19 protein-coding genes are annotated in these 16,412 nt (G+C 62.7%); 11 read left to right on the forward strand and 8 right to left on the reverse strand.

The annotated features are described in order from the left end of the window. The 6 genes from JQM66_RS09930 to JQM66_RS09955 form a co-directional block, all read right to left on the reverse strand. On the reverse strand, nt 1-713 hold a 713-nt coding region (locus JQM66_RS09930), incomplete at its 3' end, for an S-layer homology domain-containing protein (protein WP_235229718.1). Nucleotides 714-730: 17 nt separating this feature from the next. Then, nucleotides 731-1,732: an LCP family protein gene (locus tag JQM66_RS09935; RefSeq protein WP_235229719.1), complete on the reverse strand. Its 1,002-nt coding sequence runs from the start codon at nt 1,730-1,732 to the stop codon at nt 731-733. A 102-nt stretch (nt 1,733-1,834) separates the two neighbouring features. Further along, the gene (locus JQM66_RS09940) at nt 1,835-2,083 is read right to left on the reverse strand and encodes a hypothetical protein (RefSeq protein WP_235229720.1); all 249 of its coding nucleotides are present in this window, start codon (nt 2,081-2,083) and stop codon (nt 1,835-1,837) included. Between the two features lie 23 nt (nt 2,084-2,106). Continuing rightward, on the reverse strand, nt 2,107-2,355 hold the full coding sequence (gene spoIIID, locus JQM66_RS09945; protein WP_235229721.1) for a sporulation transcriptional regulator SpoIIID: 249 nt from the start codon (nt 2,353-2,355) through the stop codon (nt 2,107-2,109). A gap of 121 nt (nt 2,356-2,476) precedes the next feature. Further along, a complete protein-coding gene (locus JQM66_RS09950; RefSeq protein WP_235229722.1) occupies nt 2,477-3,640 on the reverse strand; it encodes a pyridoxal phosphate-dependent aminotransferase in 1,164 nt (387 codons plus the stop codon). A gap of 96 nt (nt 3,641-3,736) precedes the next feature. Beyond that, the gene (locus JQM66_RS09955) at nt 3,737-4,396 is read right to left on the reverse strand and encodes a hypothetical protein (protein ID WP_235229723.1); all 660 of its coding nucleotides are present in this window, start codon (nt 4,394-4,396) and stop codon (nt 3,737-3,739) included. A 129-nt stretch (nt 4,397-4,525) separates the two neighbouring features. Between JQM66_RS09955 and JQM66_RS09960 the strand changes: the two genes are divergently transcribed. The 4 genes from JQM66_RS09960 to deoD are packed head-to-tail and all read left to right on the forward strand — an operon-like array spanning nt 4,526 to nt 7,562. Next, complete coding sequence (locus tag JQM66_RS09960; protein WP_407946019.1) at nt 4,526-5,050, forward strand: nitroreductase family protein; 525 nt, start codon at nt 4,526-4,528, stop codon at nt 5,048-5,050. 3 nt (nt 5,051-5,053) lie between these two features. After that, the gene (locus JQM66_RS09965) at nt 5,054-5,719 is read left to right on the forward strand and encodes a class II aldolase/adducin family protein (protein WP_235229724.1); all 666 of its coding nucleotides are present in this window, start codon (nt 5,054-5,056) and stop codon (nt 5,717-5,719) included. Further along, nucleotides 5,716-6,795, forward strand: a complete 1,080-nt coding sequence (gene mtnA, locus JQM66_RS09970) for an S-methyl-5-thioribose-1-phosphate isomerase (protein WP_235229725.1) — start codon at nt 5,716-5,718, stop codon at nt 6,793-6,795. Before JQM66_RS09965 ends, mtnA begins: the two co-directional genes overlap by 4 nt. A 35-nt stretch (nt 6,796-6,830) precedes the next feature. After that, complete coding sequence (gene deoD, locus JQM66_RS09975; RefSeq protein ID WP_235229726.1) at nt 6,831-7,562, forward strand: purine-nucleoside phosphorylase; 732 nt, start codon at nt 6,831-6,833, stop codon at nt 7,560-7,562. Between the two features lie 45 nt (nt 7,563-7,607). Here the strand turns inward: deoD and JQM66_RS09980 are convergent, their stop codons facing one another. Both JQM66_RS09980 and JQM66_RS09985 read right to left on the reverse strand, forming a co-directional pair. Beyond that, nucleotides 7,608-8,657: a DUF4179 domain-containing protein gene (locus tag JQM66_RS09980; RefSeq protein ID WP_235229727.1), complete on the reverse strand. Its 1,050-nt coding sequence runs from the start codon at nt 8,655-8,657 to the stop codon at nt 7,608-7,610. Continuing rightward, nucleotides 8,641-9,129, reverse strand: a complete 489-nt coding sequence (locus tag JQM66_RS09985) for an RNA polymerase sigma factor (RefSeq protein WP_235229728.1) — start codon at nt 9,127-9,129, stop codon at nt 8,641-8,643. Before JQM66_RS09985 ends, JQM66_RS09980 begins: the two co-directional genes overlap by 17 nt. Nucleotides 9,130-9,422: 293 nt before the next feature. Here JQM66_RS09985 and hisG point away from each other — a divergent pair, with 293 nt between their 5' ends. Genes hisG through hisF form a run of 7 tightly spaced genes read left to right on the forward strand, consistent with a single transcriptional unit; the run spans nt 9,423 to nt 16,062 of the window. Further along, nucleotides 9,423-11,003, forward strand: a complete 1,581-nt coding sequence (hisG, locus tag JQM66_RS09990; protein WP_235229729.1) for an ATP phosphoribosyltransferase — start codon at nt 9,423-9,425, stop codon at nt 11,001-11,003. Next, nucleotides 11,000-12,292, forward strand: coding sequence for a histidinol dehydrogenase (hisD, locus tag JQM66_RS09995; RefSeq protein ID WP_235229730.1), 1,293 nt, complete (start codon nt 11,000-11,002; stop codon nt 12,290-12,292). The genes hisG and hisD overlap by 4 nt, the downstream gene beginning before the upstream one ends. Continuing rightward, nucleotides 12,289-13,353 carry a histidinol-phosphate transaminase gene (hisC, locus tag JQM66_RS10000; RefSeq protein ID WP_235229731.1) on the forward strand — a complete coding sequence of 355 codons (1,065 nt, stop codon included), beginning with the start codon at nt 12,289-12,291 and terminating at the stop codon, nt 13,351-13,353. The genes hisD and hisC overlap by 4 nt, the downstream gene beginning before the upstream one ends. Nucleotides 13,354-13,365: 12 nt before the next feature. Then, nucleotides 13,366-13,953: an imidazoleglycerol-phosphate dehydratase HisB gene (gene hisB / locus JQM66_RS10005; protein ID WP_235229732.1), complete on the forward strand. Its 588-nt coding sequence runs from the start codon at nt 13,366-13,368 to the stop codon at nt 13,951-13,953. Between the two features lie 16 nt (nt 13,954-13,969). After that, entirely contained in the window at nt 13,970-14,581 is a 612-nt protein-coding gene (gene hisH, locus JQM66_RS10010; RefSeq protein ID WP_235229733.1) for an imidazole glycerol phosphate synthase subunit HisH, read from the forward strand. A 12-nt stretch (nt 14,582-14,593) separates the two neighbouring features. Further along, a complete protein-coding gene (hisA, locus tag JQM66_RS10015) occupies nt 14,594-15,313 on the forward strand; it encodes a 1-(5-phosphoribosyl)-5-[(5-phosphoribosylamino)methylideneamino]imidazole-4-carboxamide isomerase (protein ID WP_235229734.1) in 720 nt (239 codons plus the stop codon). After that, nucleotides 15,307-16,062 (forward strand): imidazole glycerol phosphate synthase subunit HisF, encoded by a 756-nt coding sequence (gene hisF / locus JQM66_RS10020; RefSeq protein ID WP_235229735.1) that lies wholly within the window; start codon nt 15,307-15,309, stop codon nt 16,060-16,062. The genes hisA and hisF overlap by 7 nt, the downstream gene beginning before the upstream one ends. Nucleotides 16,063-16,412: the final 350 nt, after the last annotated feature.

The following is a 16,412-nucleotide window of genomic DNA, read 5'->3' on the forward strand; positions in this document are numbered from 1 at the left end:
GGATCGCTGAGGGACCATGGGGGGGCGACCCGCAGAGAGGGGTCCACCATGCGGGTCAGCATGGCAGCCGCGGCGCCCCGGGTGATCCGGGCGTCCGGCCGGAAGGAGCCCCAGCGGTCACTGCCCATGCACACGCCCTTGCGGTACAGGGAGAGAATATCCTGGTAGTAGGGGGTGTATTCATTGACATCCGTGATGGCCCGATGGGTGGCGTAACCCTGGGTCACCAGCTGGTCGTGGACGCTGGGAAGGGCCTCCTCCGGCAGAATCCCTGCCAGAATGTGGGCCATCTGGGCCCGGGTGGCGGGCGCGGTCAGTTGGCTGTCCAGCGCCGTATCCAGGGAGATGCCCTCTGCCCGCAGGTACAGAAGGTATGGCATGGCGGCCGGCTGGCCCTCTGCCTTGTGAGAAGCGGGGCCTTTCTCCGGGTCACCAGTGCGGTAGAGGCTGCGGATGCGGGCCGCGAAGATGACAGCCTGTCCCACGGACAGCGGGGCGGTCAGCCCGTAGGTGCCGTCCGCATTGCCCACGGACAGTCCGTATTCATAGAGGGCGGAGACATTGGCATAGAAAGTGGACTCCGCCGCCAGGTCGGAGAACTGACCGGTATAGGATTTGAGGCGGACAAAATTGCCTGTGCTGTCCCGGGCCGCCAGGGCAGGCGTGGGCAGCAGGCACAGGGCCAGCGCCAGGGCGAGAAGGCGTTTTTTCACGGCAGCTCCTTTCTTTCTCAGGAGGGAATGTTCAGGTCCTCCGGCACGCGGTCCTCCACATAGGGGTTCAGATGCTCGTTGATCAGGGCCAGGGTGGCCTCCTGATCCAGATAGATGTAAGGCGACTTCCACGCATTGGGCAGGGTGGAAAACGCAATGGCGTCAGCGCCCATGGCAATGGCTTCTTTTCCTAGCCAGGCCAGGTTGCCGACAGTCAGGTCGGTCTCCACATAGGACTGGAAGATCTTCACAAAGTCGTCCACCTTGCCCAGGTTGGACACCGTCAGCACCTGCTTGGCCACGGCCTTCAGGAAGGCCTGCTGGGTCTGCATCCGGCCGATGTCCTCACTGCCGTAGCCGGTGCCGTCGTTGTTGTGGCGGAAGCGGACCACCTTCAGGGCGTCGGCGCCGTTCAGCTTCTGGGTGCCCTTGGAGAAATGGATGTGCAGGTCCTGGTAGGGGTCATCATAGTCCATGTTGACAGGCACGTTGAAGGTAACGCCGCCGATGGCGTTCACCAGGGCCTCAAAGCCCCGCAGGTCCACCTGGACCGTGTAGTCCACGGGGATGCCCAGCTGCTCGGACACCGTGTCCGCCAGCAGCCCGACGCCGCCGGAGTTGTATGCATAGTTGATCTTGTGGGCCTTGCCGTTGATGATGGCCTTGGTGTCCCGGGGGATGCTGGCGCCGTAGATGGCGTCGTTCGCGGCGTCCACGGCCACCAGAATGTTGGTGTCGCTGCCGCCGTTGTGGTCATCCACGCCAGAGAGCAGGATGGTGTAGAAGTCGGGCTTTCGCTCCATATGGGAGCGGAGGGCCTCCGCGGCGGCTTCCTCCTCCGGAGAGAGGGCCGGGACTTCCTCCTGGGGCAGCGGCTCCGGGTCCGGCTGCTTTTGCTCCGGGGCCCGGAAGAGACAGTGGTATCCGGCAAAGACGGCGGCGGCCAGAAAGACCGCCAGCAGGAGAAGCCGCCCCCGGGGGAGCTGACGGCGGCGTTGACGATGATGCGGCTCAGACATGGGTATGCATGCTCCTTGATTTTGAAATAGATTTACATAACATTAAGCCCATTATATAGCCCGTCCCGGGAAAGCACAAGAGGGAAAATAGCGGGAAAGCCGCTATTTTCCCTCCGGGCCTTGGTCAAGATTCACGGATACCTGTTCCAGCAGCGCTTTGATGTCGGCCAGCAGCTGATTCTGATAGGACAGCGCGCAGTGGATGTAGTAGAGGGCGGCGTCGGTCTCCCGGGCGGAGGCCGGCAGCGGCCGTTCTGCGCCGGCCACCGGATGGGGCCAGCGGCGGACCTCCGGCTCCCGGGGCGACCCTGGACCGCCCTGCCGGCCCCGCCCGCGGGGATGATCTGCCATGGGCCATTCCTCCTTGCACGGCATCAGGCACCGCGGTATTTTTTGCGGGTGGCGATGCCGCCCCGGATATGCCGCTGGGCCTTGTTGATATCCAGAACTTCCTTGACCTGCAGATACAGAGCCCGGTTGAACTGAGGCAGCCGCTCGGAAATGTCCTTGTGGACGGTACTTTTGCTGATGCCGAATTTCTGCGCGGCGGCGCGGACCGTGGTCCGGTTCTCTATGATGTAAAGAGCGAGACGCTCGGCCCGCTCCTCCATATTTTCTTTCAAACGCTTCACTCCCCGCCTCTAGTTGCTCCATCCTATGCGGCGAAACGCCGGGATATGAGCGGATGGGGCGGGGAGAATGAAAGAACCCCGCCGCAGCCTTTTGCCTGCGGCGGGGCGGAGGTCATTTCTTCAATTTTCGGATGTGCTCCAGACGGTTCAGGGCCTCGTTCAGCGTCTCGTCGTTCTTGGCGAAGTGCATCCGAATCAGGTGGTTCACCGGCTCCCGGAAGAAGCTGGAGCCGGGCACGGCGCCCACGCCCACCTCCCGGGCCAGGTCCTCGCAGAAGGTGAGGTCGTCGGTGTAGCCGAATTCCCGAATATCCATCATCACATAGTAAGCGCCCTGGGGGTCGTTGTGGACGATGCCCAGCGTGTCCAGACCTTTCAGGAACAGCTCCTTCTTGTGGGTGTATTTGGCAAGAAGACCGTCGTAGTAATCCTGTCCGAAGCTGAGGGCGGGCATGACGGCCTCCATCAGCGGCGCGGCGCAGCCCACGGTCAAAAAGTCATGGACCTTCTTGGCCCGCTCGATGATGGGCTCCGGCGCGATGATGTAGCCCAGCCGCCAGCCGGTGATGGAGTAGGTCTTGGACAGGGAGGAGCAGGAGAGGGTCCGCTCCCACATCCCCGGCAGGGTGGCGAAGTAGGTGTGCTGGTGAGGTGCATAGACGATGTGCTCGTAGACCTCGTCGGTGATGACGTAGGTGTCGTACTTTTCCGCCAGACCTGCGATGATCTCCAGCTCCGCCCGGGTGAACACCCGGCCGCAGGGGTTGGAGGGGTTGCACAGCACCAGGGCCTTGGGGTGATGGCGGAAGGCGTCCTCCAGCACCTCCGGGTCGAAGGTGAAGGTGGGGGGCACCAAAGGGACGTAGATGGGCTCGGCGCCGGAGAGAATGGTGTCGGCCCCGTAATTTTCATAGAAAGGGGAGAACACGATGACCTTGTCGCCGGGGTTGGTGACGGTCATCATGGCGCACATCATGGCCTCCGTGGAGCCGCAGGTGGCCACGATCTCCGTGTTGGGGTCGATGGAGCGGCCCATATAGTGGGACTGCTTGTTCGCCAGTGCCTCCCGGAAGTTGGGAGCGCCCCAGGTGATGGCATACTGGTGGGGGCCTTTGTGGGCCACCTCCGCCAGGCGGTCCATGATCTCCCGGGGCGGATCGAAGTCAGGGAAGCCCTGGGACAGGTTCACGGCGTTGTACTGCAAAGAGACGCGGGTCATGCGGCGGATGACGGAGTCGGTAAAGGTGGCGGTGCGTTCAGACAGCGGCTGGGGCATATAGGGTCAGCTCCTTAACTGGTATGATGCTATATCATACAGAAAAGATAGGAGAAAAACCAGTCCCTTTTTGAAAAAATTTGACGGAATGGATCGTCAGTAGGTGAAGAAGCCGTAGCCCGTCTCCTGATTCAGAAGGCCCCAGCAGTTCAGCGTGCCGGTGTCCTCCACATTCCAGCTGGGCCACCAGATCAAAAATTCCTCATCCAGCCCTTCCGTGGGTGTTTCCGGGCTGTAAAGGAGGAACTCTTTTCCCGTTTCCAGACCGTAAGCCTCGGAGGCGGTATAGCGGATACCGTCCTCGATCCACTCCGTATCCGGTTCCTCCTGTACCGTCAGCTCCTCCAGGGTCATGGCCCAGGTGTGGTCATCCACCTGCCGGATGCTGCCGAAGCGGCCGCTGAAGGTGGAGATGTAACAGGAGCCGTTGGGATAGCCCTCGCCCTGATCGCCCATTTCGGAGTCATGGTACACGCCGGCAAAAGAGCCGTCCCGCTCCAGGGTGAGGTCGGTGGACCAGGCGCCGGCGCCGCTGGCGAACATCAGGTCCAGAGGCAGCGCGTCGGGGAGAGCCGCGGTTTCGGACTCCGGGGCCTCCGGTTCCTCAGCAGGAGTCTCCTGTTCCACGGGGGCCTCTGGCTGTTCCGCGGCGGGCGGTTCCTGCTCCTCCGCAGGGGATTCCGGCTGCTTCGCCCCGCATCCGGTCAAAAGGACCAGACAGAGCGCCAAAAGATAAATTAGATTTCTCGTTTTCAAAGGGATTCCTCCTTGTGTGGTTTGGAAAAAGCATATCACTCTGTGCGCTTTATGTCAACCACAGATACACCTCTTGCACGGCGGGAAAAATTGCGGTACACTGAGAAAAACAGAAGGGGGTTTATTACCATGATGAATGAAACATTGAAGGTTTTGCAAGAGCGCCGCAGCATCCGCAAGTATAAGGCGGAGCAGATCAAAAACGAGGAGCTGGACGCCATTCTGGAGGCCGGCACCTGGGCTGCCAGCGGCAAGGGCCTGCAGTCCGCCGTCATGGTGGTGGTGCAGGATACGGAGACCATTTCCATGCTGTCCAGGGCCAACGCGGAGATCCAGGGCAAGCCCGGCGCGGACCCCTTCTACGGGGCGCCCACGGCGGTGGTGGTGCTGGCGGACGGCGAGGCCGCCAACTGGCTCCAGGACGGCTCCCTGGTGATGGGCAACCTGATGATCGCCGCCGCGTCCATCGGCGTGGGCTCCTGCTGGATCAACCGGGCCAAGGAGTATTTCGATATGCCCGCCGGCAAGGAAGTGCTGAAAAAGTGGGGCCTGGACGAGAAATACCGGGGTGTGGGCATCTGTGTCCTGGGCTATGCCGACGGTCCCACCCCCCCCCCCAAGCCCCGGAAAGCCGACTATATCCGCCGGGTGTGAGCCATGACCTTTCAACAGGAACGGGAGGCCATCTGCCGGGTTGGAAAGCTGCTGTATGACCGGGGCTATGTGGCCGCCAACGACGGCAACATCTCCGTGAAAGTGGGGGAGGACCGCCTGCTGATTACCCCCTCCGGCGTCAGCAAGGGGCGGATGACGCCGGACATGCTGTTGGTGACGGACCTGGACGGGACTGTGCTCGAGGGAAACCGCCACCCCTCCTCCGAGGGGAAGATGCACCTGGCGGTGTACCGCCACCGCCCGGATGTGGGGGCGGTGGTCCACGCCCATCCGGCCATGGCCACGGCCTTCGCCGTCTGCCGTCAGGGGCTGGAGGCGCCCTACCTCTCCGAGCTGGTGGCAGGCCTGGGCGGTGTGCCCTGCACGCCGGAATTCGCCATGCTGTCCACCGACGAGGTGCCGGAGAGCATCATCCCCTATTTGCCGGACCACAACGCGGTGCTGCTGGCCAACCACGGCGCCCTGGCCTGGGGCGGAGACCTGTGGGAGGCCTTCGACCGCATGGAGACCGTGGAGCACACCGCAAAAATCATATGGAACGCCCGGCTGCTGGGCAATCCCGTGGCACTGACGGAGGACGAGGTGGCCCGGCTGCGGAGCCTGCAGGGCATGTACCGGAAATTGCGGGAAGTGAGGAGACCGGAATGAGTGAACAGTTGAAACAGGTGACCCATGTGGAGAACATCCGCTACGACAAGGAGCGGGAGGAACTGGTCATCATCGACCAGACCCTGCTGCCCAACGAGGAGCGCTTCATCACCCTGACCACGGCGGAGGAGATGTACGATGCCATCAAGCTGCTGCGGGTCCGGGGTGCCCCGGCCATCGGTATCTGTGCGGCCTATTCCCTTTACAGCCTGGCCCGCAGCATCGGGGAGGAGACCTCTGAGGGCTTCCTGACCAAGCTGAAAGAGCAGGCCGCCTACCTCAACAGCTCCCGCCCCACGGCGGTGAATCTCAGCTGGGCGCTGGGAGAGATGGTCAGGACGGCGGAGGCCAACCTGGACCTGTCCCGGCCGGACCTGCTGGAGGTGCTGTACCGGAAGGCGGTGGACATTCACGAGGACGACATCGCCAAGTGCAAAGCCATCTCCGAATACGGACTGACCCTGGTGAAGGACGGGGACGGCATCCTGACCCACTGTAATGCGGGGCCCCTTGCCACCTCCCGGTACGGCACGGCTCTGGGCCCCATCCTGCTGGGAACGGAACAGGGTATGAAATTCCGGGTATTCTCCGACGAGACCCGGCCCCTGCTGCAGGGCGCCCGCCTCACCAGCTATGAGCTCCACCGGGCCGGGGTGGGTGTGACCCTGATCTGCGACAATATGGCCTCCATTGTGATGAAAAACGGCTGGGTCCAGGCCTGCTTCGTGGGCTGCGACCGGGTGGCCGCCAACGGTGACGCCGCCAACAAGATCGGCACCAGCGGCGTGGCCATCCTGGCCAAGCACTACGGCATCCCCTTCTATGTGCTGGGTCCCACCAGCACCATCGACATGAGCTGCCCCGACGGGGACCACATCCCCATCGAGGAGCGGGACCCCGACGAGATCAAGACCATGTGGTACGAAAAGCCCATGGCCCTGCCGGGAGTGAAGTGCTATAACCCCGCCTTCGACGTGACGGACCACAGCCTGATCGCCGGTATCGTCACGGAGAAGGGCATCTGTCGGGCACCGTATACCGAGAGCTTGCGGGCGTTATTCGACAACAAAGGGTAAAATGTGACTGAAAATATACAAGGAGGACTGAGAAAATGGCCATCAAGGAATCCCCCTCCGCCAGCATCGTGGCGGAAGAGAACGACATTGCGAAGGTGGTGCTGATGCCCGGTGACCCCCTGCGGGCCAAGTATGTGGCGGAGCATTATCTGGAGAACCCCGTCTGCTTCAACACCGTCCGCAACATGCTGGGCTACACCGGCACCTACAAGGGCAAGAAGATCTCCGTCATGGGCCACGGCATGGGCGTGCCCTCCGTGGGCATTTACAGCTATGAGCTGTACAACTTCTTCGGCGTGGAGTCCATCATCCGCATCGGCTCCGCCGGCGGTATCGGCGACGATGTGAAGGTCCGGGACGTGGTCATCGCCATGGGCGCCTCCACCAACTCCCACTTCGCGGACCAGTATCAATTTCCCGGCCAGCTGTGCGCCACTGCTGACTATGGGATGCTGAAAGACGCCGTGGCGGCGGCGGAGCGCCTGGGGGTCCGGGCTGACGTGGGCCAGGTGTTCACCGCCGACCAGTTCTACAACGCCAATTCCACTGCGGCGGAGACCTACCGCAAGTTCGGCATCCTGGCGGTGGAGATGGAGGCGGCGGGCCTGTACTGGACTGCCCAGTACCTGGGCAAGAAGGCTCTGGCCATCCTGACCATCTCCGACCACATCTTCACCGGGGAGGCCCTCTCCGCGGAGGACCGCCAGGACTCCTTCCATGAGATGATGGAGATCGCCCTGGAGACTGCCTGGAAGTCCATTGATTAAATCACATAAAGAACTGCCGGAGTTTGCAAAACTCCGGCAGCTTTTTTATTCAATCTGGTATGCAATGCCGCCCACCGAGATGCTGGCCAGCTCCTCCAGGGGAATGATCTCCTCAAAGACCTCGCCCTTATCGCAGACGGTGACGCCGTGCTCCGGCTTGATGCTGCCGCCGGCATTGGACATGTCGATGACCGTGCCGTCGGTTTTCGTCAGCAGGATCTCCACGCTCTCAAAGTACCGCCCCATCTGGCGGCTGTCCTCAGGGTCCTCCCGGCCGCTGGGGGCATTGCTCCACTGGACCTCGCTGTCCACGGTGTAGTCCACCTTGACGGCCACGGGAGAGACGGTGACGGCATCCACGGTGAAGGTCATGTCGTTCTGTTCAAAGGTCTCGCCGCCGCCCAGGGTGACGGAGGAGTCCTCGTAATCCACGTCAAAGCGGAATTTCCACTGGCCCTCCACCAGCGTGACGGGCTCTCCCGCAGTCTCGTCCCAACCCTGCAGGTCCTCAAACTCCGCCATGGCGGTGCAGCGGGAAATGGGGACATCCGCAGTGATGGTCTGTACCAGTTGGATGGTGCTGGGGTCGGTCTCGTCCGTCACGAACCGGGAACTGCCGTGGCTGCCGCCCCGGACGGACAGAGTTGCGCCGCCAAAGCCGCCCATCAGCAGGGAACGGGCGTCGGTGTCCTCCGGCAGCAGGGGTGTGCCGTCGTCCCGGTGGATGGTGTAGATGATGGCGGCGTTGTAGGCGTCGCCCATGATGGCGTCGGCGGTGATGGTGACGCCGTTGTCGGTGTCACTGGCGCCGATGGGATGGCCGATTTTGTCAATGACCTCTGTCTGGGCGGCGCCGCTGCCGAAGATGGCGCCGAAGGATTCCACGGCGGTTTTCAGCACGCCGGTAGCCCCGGCTCCCACCGCCAGCACCACCGCCAGGCAGGCGGCCAGAACGGCGATCTTACCGAAGGGACGGCGGGCCCTGCGGGCGGGCTGTTGGGCCGCCTCCGCCGCCCGGGCCGCCAGTTGGGCCTTCTGTTCCGGTGTATAGCGCAGGCCGTCAAGGGCCTGCTGATAATCAGACTGTCTGTTCATATCCGTAACCTCCTAAGAGTTCTTTCAGTTTGGCTCGTCCCCGGGCCAGCCGGGTGTGAACGGTGGCTGTGGGGACGCCCAGAATCTGCCCGATCTCCCGGGCGTCATATCCCTCGTAATAAAAGAGGTAGATGACCGCCCGGTAGTGGGCCGGTAGTTGGTTGACTGCCGCCAGAAGCGACCCGTCCTCCGCCTCCGGGGCGGGGACCTCCATGCAGGCCTCCAGAGCGCAGGTCCGCTTCCGCCAGGGACTTTTCAAAAGGTCCTTGCAGGCGTTGGCGGCCATCCGCAGAATGTAGGCCCGCTCATGCCGGGGACTTTCAAATTCCCGGGGTTCCGTCAGCAGCTTGACGAAAACGGTCTGGCAGACGTCCTGGGCGTCCTGGGTGTTTTTTAAATAGGTGTAGCTGAGGCGGAGGATGGCGTCGGCGTAGGTGTTTGCCAGATGCTCCGCCTGCTGGTTCAGGTCCATGGTATCAACTCCTTTGAAGCGCGCTCATATCCAATACGACCGGGAGACCGGAAAACTTTCACAGCCCGGCAAAAAAACCGCCATGGGATAGGCCGGGCCGGGAAGAATCGTTGCAAAAACCGGCTGCCGGGTGTAAAATCCCTGTATCCGGCTGCGGTTTTGGCGATGTGTTTGTACAAATCGCAGAATTTCATTTGCTACCGAATTACCGCTTTACTTTGCTAATAAAATAAAGTAGAATAGACCCAGTGAAAGAAAGCGGGCCTTAGCAGCCCCACGAGGAGGATTATCCCATGGAATTGGATCTCAACATTCTGCGGCCCCAGGAGCGGGTCTCTTTGCAGCTGCGGCTGCTGTATGAGCAGGCGGGCTTCCGCCAGTACCACATGGGCCGGTTCGAGGAATACGGCCTGTACCGGGAAAACAGCCGGTTCCTGTCCAGCGAACAGGTCATCACCTTCACGGACCTGGACGGCCGCCTGCTGGCGCTGAAGCCGGATGTGACGCTGTCCATCGCCAAAAACGCCCAGGTGGCCGAGGGCGGCTGCGGCCGGTTCTACTATCTGGAAAATGTGTACCGCCCCAGCCAGGAGAGCCACACCTTCCGGGAGATCAGTCAGATGGGCCTGGAGTGCATCGGCGCGGTAGACAATGAGGTCACCGCCCAGGCGATGTCCCTGGCCATCCGGAGCCTGGCCCTCACGGGGCGGGACTATGTGCTGGAGATCAGCCACATGGGCTTTGTCACCGGCTTGTTCGACGCCGTGGGCGCCCCGGAGACCATCCGCCCCCGGCTGCTGACCTGCATCCGGGACAAAAACCGCCACGAGCTGCAGAAGTGCGCGGCGGAGGCAGGGCTTTCCAAACAGGGAACCGACGCTCTGTGCAGACTGGGGAGCCTGTCCGGTGACTGGAATACGGTGCTGGATGCGGCGGAGCCTCTGGCCCTCAACGCCGCCATGGGCGCGGCTCTCAGTGAGCTGCGGACGCTGTGCGGGACGCTGGAGACCCAGGGCGAGACGGCCAGGCTGAAGCTGGACCTGTCCCTGGTCAATGACATGGAGTATTACAACGGTCTGGTGCTCCAGGGCTACCTGGCGGGCCTGCCCCGTGCGGTGCTGAAGGGCGGGCGCTACGATCCCCTGGCGGAGCAGTTCCGCCCCGGCACCCGGGCCATCGGTTACGCCCTGTACCTGGATGAACTGGCCCGCATGGGCCAGGAGGAGCCTTCCGCCCCCGGCGAAAAGGTCATGCTGAACGTGGCCCTGCCCAAGGGCCGCCTGGGCGACAAGGTCTACGACCTGCTGGCGGGCGTGGGCTACGGCTGTCCCGAAAATTACAACGATACCCGGAAGCTGGTGGTGGAGAACCCCGCCGCCGGTATCCGCTATTTCCTGGTAAAGCCCAGCGACGTGGCGATCTACGTGGAGCACGGCGCGGCGGACATCGGCATCGTGGGCAAGGATATTTTAACGGAATCCGGCGCCGATGTCTATGAGCTGCTGGACACGGGCCTGGGCAAGTGCCGCATGTGCGTGGCCGGACCCAAGGACTTCACCGACGATCCGGGCCGCACCCTGCGGGTGGCCACCAAGTTCGTCAACATCGCCAAGAGCTATTATGCCGCCCAGGGCCGGGACATCGACATCATCAAGCTCAACGGCTCCATCGAGCTGGCCCCCATCCTGGGCCTCTCCGACGTCATCGTGGATATCGTGGAGACCGGCACCACCCTGCGGGAGAACGATCTGGCGGTGCTGACGGAGTTCATGCCCATCTCCGCCCGGTTCATCGCCAACCGGGCCAGCTACCAGTTCAAGCACCGGGAGATCGAAACGCTGCTGAAGAAGCTGACGGAGGTGACGGAGCGGTGATCCCCATTCTGAATTTTGACGATCTGGCGCCGGAGGATATCCTGAACCGGGATATCCAGGCCGAGGAAAACGTCAGCGCCGCCGTGGACGCGGTGCTGGCGGAGGTCAAGGCCAAGGGCGACGCCGCCCTGAAAGCCTATACCAAGCGGTTCGACGGCGTGGAGCTGGAGGACCTGCGGGTGACGGAGGCGGAGATCGAAAGTGCCTGGAATACCCTGGACAGTGAGTTTATCGAGACGCTGGAACTGGCGGCGGAGAACATCCGGCATTTCCATGAACAGCAGGTCCACAGGGACTTTGCGCTGACCGACAAGCCAGGTATCCTCATGGGCCAGCGGTACACCCCCATTGAAAAGGTGGGCATCTGCGTGCCCAGCGCACCGGCGGCCTTTCCATCCACCATTCTGATGAACGTCATTCCCGCCAAAATCGCGGGGGTGAAAGAAATCGTGGTGGTGACGCCGCCGGACAAGAACGGAAAAATCAGCGCCGAGGCCCTGGCGGCGGCCAGGATCGCCGGAGCGGACAAAATCTTCAAAATCGGCGGCGCCCAGGCGGTGGCCGCCCTGGCCTACGGCACGGAGACTGTGCCCAAGGTGGATAAAGTAGTGGGCCCCGGCGGCATTTTCGTGGCGACGGCCAAGCGGAAGGTCTTTGGCCTGGTGGCCATCGACATGATCGCGGGCCCCAGCGAGATCCTGGTGCTGGCGGACGGTAAGTGTGATCCGGCCTGGGTGGCGGCGGACCTGCTGAGCCAGGCGGAGCACGATGTGCTGGCCTCCGCCGTGCTGGTGACCGACAGCCGGGAACTGGCGGAGCAGGTGCAGAAAGAGCTGGAGGTCCAGCTGGCCCAACTGCCCCGGCAGGAAGTGGCCCGGAAGTCCATTGACGAAAACGGCAAAATTATCGTCACCGACAGCCTGGAAAAGGCGGCGGAGGCCGCCAACCTCATTGCCCCGGAGCACCTGGAGCTGTGCGTGGAGGACCCCTTCGCCCTGCTGCCCCGGGTGAAGAACGCCGGCAGCATCTTCCTGGGACGCTGTACCCCGGAGGCCCTGGGCGATTACTTCGCGGGACCCAACCATACCCTGCCCACCTCCGGCACGGCCCGGTTTTCCAGCCCCCTCAGCGTGGACGACTTTGTGAAAAAGTCCAGCTTTCTCTATTATACCCAGGACGCCCTGGCCCCCGTGGCGGAGCGCATCGCGGACTTTGCACGGCGGGAGGGCCTGGAGGCCCACGCCCGGTCTGTACTGATTCGAAATGAAAAAGGAGGACGTGCACAATGAGCAAGTTCCTTTCCAGGGAGGTCGGCCGTCTGGCCCCCTATACACCCGGCGAGCAGCCCCAGGATCAGCAGTATATCAAGCTGAACACCAACGAAAGCCCCTTCCCGCCCTCTCCCAAGGTGGTCAAGGCCATCTCCCGGGCGGAGCTTTTGAAGCTGAACCTGTACTCCGACCCCACCTGCGGCCAGCTGGCGGCAGCCATCGCCAGGCGCTATGAATTGCAGCCGGAGAATGTGATCACCGGCAACGGCTCCGACGAGATCCTGGCCTTCGCCTTCCGTGCCTTCTGCGGCCAGGGGAAGCCCCTGGCCTACGCCGACATCACCTACGGCTTCTACAAGTCCCAGGTGGCCCTGTTCGGCCTGGAGTCCAAGGTCATCCCTCTGCGGGAGGACTTCACCCTGAACGTGGATGACTACATGGATTTCCCCGGCACCATCGTCATTGCCAACCCCAACGCCCCCACGGGCATGACCGTGTCCCGGGCAGACATCCAGCGGCTGCTGGAGGCGAATCCTGACCGGGTGGTCATCGTGGACGAGGCCTATGTGGACTTCGGCGCCGAGAGCTGCGTGCCTCTGATCTACCGCTGCGATAACCTGTTGGTGGTCCAGACCATGTCCAAGAGCCGGTCTCTGGCCGGCGGCCGGGTGGGCTTCGCCCTGGGCAGTCCCGAGCTGATCTCCGCCCTGAACCGGGTGAAGTACAGCTTCAACCCCTACAACATCAACCGCCTGTCCATCGTGGCGGGCACCGCCGCCGTGGAGGACGAGGATTACTTCCAGACCTGCACCGCCGCCATCCGGAATAATCGGAAGTGGACGGTCCGGGAGCTGGAGGCGCTGGGCTTCTCCGTCCTGCCTTCCCAGACCAACTTCATCTTCGCCAAGTCCGATCAAATTCCCGGCGGCGACCTGTACCGCAAGCTGAAGGAGAACGGCATCCTGGTGCGCTGGTTCGACGCGGACCGCATCCGGGACTATGTCCGCATCACCATCGGCTCCCTGGAGCAGATGGCATCGCTGGTGGACGAGATCGCCCGTCTGCTGGAAGACCTGTAAAGGAGGGAGCCTATGCGTACCGCGAGTATCAAGCGCGACACCAAGGAGACCCGGATCGAGCTGGTCTTGAACCTGGACGGCGCCGGAACGTCCTCCATCGCCACCGGCTGCGGCTTCCTGGACCACATGCTGACCCTGTTTGCCCGCCACGGCGATTTTGACCTGACCGTCACCTGCCACGGCGATACCGACGTGGACTACCACCACAGCGTGGAGGATATCGGCATCTGCCTGGGCAAGGCATTTACCGAGGCCCTGGGGGACAAGCGGGGCATCACCCGCTACGGCCAGTTCCTGCTGCCCATGGACGAGACGCTGGTGCTGTGTGCCTGCGACCTCTCCGGCCGGGACTACTTGGGCTGGGCCGTGGACCTGCCTGCCGCCAAGGTGGGCGACTTCGACACGGAGCTTGCCAAGGAGTTCTGGCTGGCCTTCGTGCGCAACTGCCCCGCCTCCATCCACATCCGGGAGCTGGCGGGGGAGAATACCCACCACATTCTGGAGGCCGTCTTTAAAGGAATGGGCCGGACGCTGAAAATGGCCGTGGCCCCGGACGCAAAGCACCTGGATGAGATCCCCAGTACCAAGGGTACTCTTTAAAAAGTGAGTTGATACCATGATAGCAATTGTAGATTACGGCGTGGGAAACCTGTTTTCCCTGTCCTCCAGCCTGAAGGCCCTGGGCCTGGAGACGGAGATCACCCGGGACGCGGACAAGCTCCGGGCCGCCGACCGCATCATCCTCCCCGGCGTGGGGGCTTTTGGTGACGCCAAGGCCAAGCTGGATGACACCGGGCTGGTGCCGGTCCTGCTGGAGGAGGCAGAGCGGAAGCCCTTCCTGGGCATCTGCCTGGGGATGCAGCTGCTGTTCGACCGGGGATTTGAGTACGGCGAGCACGCGGGCCTGGGCCTGGTGCCCGGACAGGTGGTGGACCTCCACGGAGAGTTGGAGGACAAGACCCTGAAAGTGCCTCACATGGGCTGGAACAGCCTGCAGATCGTCAGGGACGACCCGCTGTTCAAGTATTTTAACGACGGGGAGTACGTCTACTACGTCCACAGCTTCTACGCCAGGGACTGCGCCGCCAGCACCCTGGGCACCTCCCAATACGGCAATGTGGCGGTGACGGGCGCGGTACGCAATGGCAACGTCTGGGGCACCCAGTTCCACCCGGAGAAATCCGGCGACGCTGGCCTGCGGCTCCTGCGTGCTTTTGCTGAACTGTAAAGGAGGACCATCATGCAGATATTTCCCGCCATCGACCTGTCCGGCGGACAGGTGGTCCGCCTGTATCAGGGCGATTACGACAAAATGACCGTCTACGGCCAGGACCCCTGCGCTGTGGCACGGGACTTTATCGCCGCTGGGGCCAAGTACCTCCATGTAGTGGACCTGGACGGCGCCAAGGACGGCACTCTGGCGAATTTTGAGAGCATTGCCGCCATTGCGAAACAGGGCGGATTGTACATTGAGGTGGGCGGCGGCATCCGTACCGAGGAGCGCATCCGGCAATACCTGGACTTAGGTGTTGGCCGCTGCATCCTGGGCACCATCGCCGTCAAGGACTTCGACTTCACCGCCCGCATGGCCCAAACCTACGGCGACCAGATCGCCGTGGGCGTGGACGCCCGGGACGGGTATGCTGCCATCAACGGCTGGAAGGAGCTGTCCCAAGAGCGCGGCGTGGATTTCTGCCGCCGCCTGTACGCGGCGGGGGTCGGCACCGTCATCTATACCGACATCAGCCGGGACGGCGCGGAAAAGGGTACCAACCTGGAGCTCTACCGGGAACTGGCGAAGATCGACGGTCTGAAGGTCACGGCCTCCGGCGGCGTCAGCAGCCTGGAAGAATTGAAGGAATTGCAGGCCATCGGCACCCACGCCGCCATTTTAGGCAAGGCGCTATATACCGGGCGGCTGGACCTGAAAACGGTGATCGAGGAGGTGGGCGCATGTTAGCCAGACGCATCATCCCCTGCCTGGACGTGAAGGACGGGCGGGTGGTCAAGGGCACCAATTTTGAGGGCCTGCGGGACATGGCGGACCCGGTGGAGATGGCCCACTTTTACAACATCTCCGGCGCTGACGAGCTGGTGTTTTACGACATCACCGCCTCCGTGGAGGGCCGGAACCTGTTCACGGACATCCTGCGCCGGGTGGCCAGTGAGATTTTCATTCCCCTCACCGTGGGCGGCGGCATCCGCACCCTGGACGACTTCGACCGGGTGCTGAAATGCGGCGCCGACAAGGTGTCCGTCAACTCCGGCGCCATCGCCGACCCCAGCATCATCGGCGCGGCGGCCAAGAAGTACGGCGACCAGTGCGTGGTGCTTTCCATGGACGTGAAGCGGGTGGACGGCCAGTTCCGCCTGTTCGCCAAGGGCGGCCGGGAGGATACCGGCATCGACGCCATGGAGTGGGCGGTCAAAGGTGTGGCGGCAGGCGCGGGTGAGATCGTGCTGAACTCCATCGACACCGACGGCGTGAAGAACGGCTTTGACCTGGAAATGCTGGACGAACTGGCCTCCCGGGTCAGCGTGCCCATCATCGCCAGCGGCGGCGCGGGGAATATGGACCACTTCGCCGAGCTGTTCACCCACCCCGGCGTGGACGCGGGCCTGGCGGCGTCTATTTTCCACACGAAGCAGGTGGATATCAAGGAACTCAAACGCTTCCTGCGCAGCAAAGGTGTAGAAATGCGGGTATAAGAATGATCCTCCCGACCGGGAGGACGAGGGTTGCGGCCCCCACTTTTCTTTCGCCTTGCCGAAAGAAAAGTCGCCGCCGCAGCGGTGGAAAAGAAAGACGCTGAGTGTCCAAACCTGCCAACGGCAGGTTTGGACAAATACGGGAGTTGTTGTAGCCGGTGACCCTGTATATGGATAGTCCCCTGCAGGGTGCGCCGGAAATTGGCAGAACACGGATAGAACGCTGCCGCATTCTGAAACTACCGACTTGCTTTCGAAGCGGCTGACGTATGGCTTGTCGCACTCTTTCCGCTGCCGCTACCCTGGCGTATCTGGGCAGCGCGCAGCGAAGCGGAACGCGCGGGGCCAGA

The organism is Oscillibacter valericigenes, from assembly GCF_021531915.1.
In the GTDB taxonomy this organism is placed as follows: domain Bacteria; phylum Bacillota; class Clostridia; order Oscillospirales; family Oscillospiraceae; genus Oscillibacter; species Oscillibacter valericigenes_A.

What these genes read in the sequence shown, in the direction of transcription:
- hisG (WP_235229729.1), top strand. Translation starts at nt 9,423, where the DNA reads ATGGAATTGGATCTCAACATTCTGCGGCCCCAGGAGCGGGTCTCTTTG.
- JQM66_RS09960 (WP_407946019.1), top strand. Translation starts at nt 4,526, where the DNA reads ATGATGAATGAAACATTGAAGGTTTTGCAAGAGCGCCGCAGCATCCGC.
- JQM66_RS09940 (WP_235229720.1), bottom strand. Translation starts at nt 2,083, where the DNA reads ATGGCAGATCATCCCCGCGGGCGGGGCCGGCAGGGCGGTCCAGGGTCG.
- JQM66_RS09935 (WP_235229719.1), bottom strand. Translation starts at nt 1,732, where the DNA reads ATGTCTGAGCCGCATCATCGTCAACGCCGCCGTCAGCTCCCCCGGGGG.
- hisB (WP_235229732.1), top strand. Translation starts at nt 13,366, where the DNA reads ATGCGTACCGCGAGTATCAAGCGCGACACCAAGGAGACCCGGATCGAG.
- hisC (WP_235229731.1), top strand. Translation starts at nt 12,289, where the DNA reads ATGAGCAAGTTCCTTTCCAGGGAGGTCGGCCGTCTGGCCCCCTATACA.
- JQM66_RS09980 (WP_235229727.1), bottom strand. Translation starts at nt 8,657, where the DNA reads ATGAACAGACAGTCTGATTATCAGCAGGCCCTTGACGGCCTGCGCTAT.
- JQM66_RS09985 (WP_235229728.1), bottom strand. Translation starts at nt 9,129, where the DNA reads ATGGACCTGAACCAGCAGGCGGAGCATCTGGCAAACACCTACGCCGAC.
- hisH (WP_235229733.1), top strand. Translation starts at nt 13,970, where the DNA reads ATGATAGCAATTGTAGATTACGGCGTGGGAAACCTGTTTTCCCTGTCC.
- mtnA (WP_235229725.1), top strand. Translation starts at nt 5,716, where the DNA reads ATGAGTGAACAGTTGAAACAGGTGACCCATGTGGAGAACATCCGCTAC.
- hisF (WP_235229735.1), top strand. Translation starts at nt 15,307, where the DNA reads ATGTTAGCCAGACGCATCATCCCCTGCCTGGACGTGAAGGACGGGCGG.
- deoD (WP_235229726.1), top strand. Translation starts at nt 6,831, where the DNA reads ATGGCCATCAAGGAATCCCCCTCCGCCAGCATCGTGGCGGAAGAGAAC.
- JQM66_RS09965 (WP_235229724.1), top strand. Translation starts at nt 5,054, where the DNA reads ATGACCTTTCAACAGGAACGGGAGGCCATCTGCCGGGTTGGAAAGCTG.
- JQM66_RS09950 (WP_235229722.1), bottom strand. Translation starts at nt 3,640, where the DNA reads ATGCCCCAGCCGCTGTCTGAACGCACCGCCACCTTTACCGACTCCGTC.
- hisA (WP_235229734.1), top strand. Translation starts at nt 14,594, where the DNA reads ATGCAGATATTTCCCGCCATCGACCTGTCCGGCGGACAGGTGGTCCGC.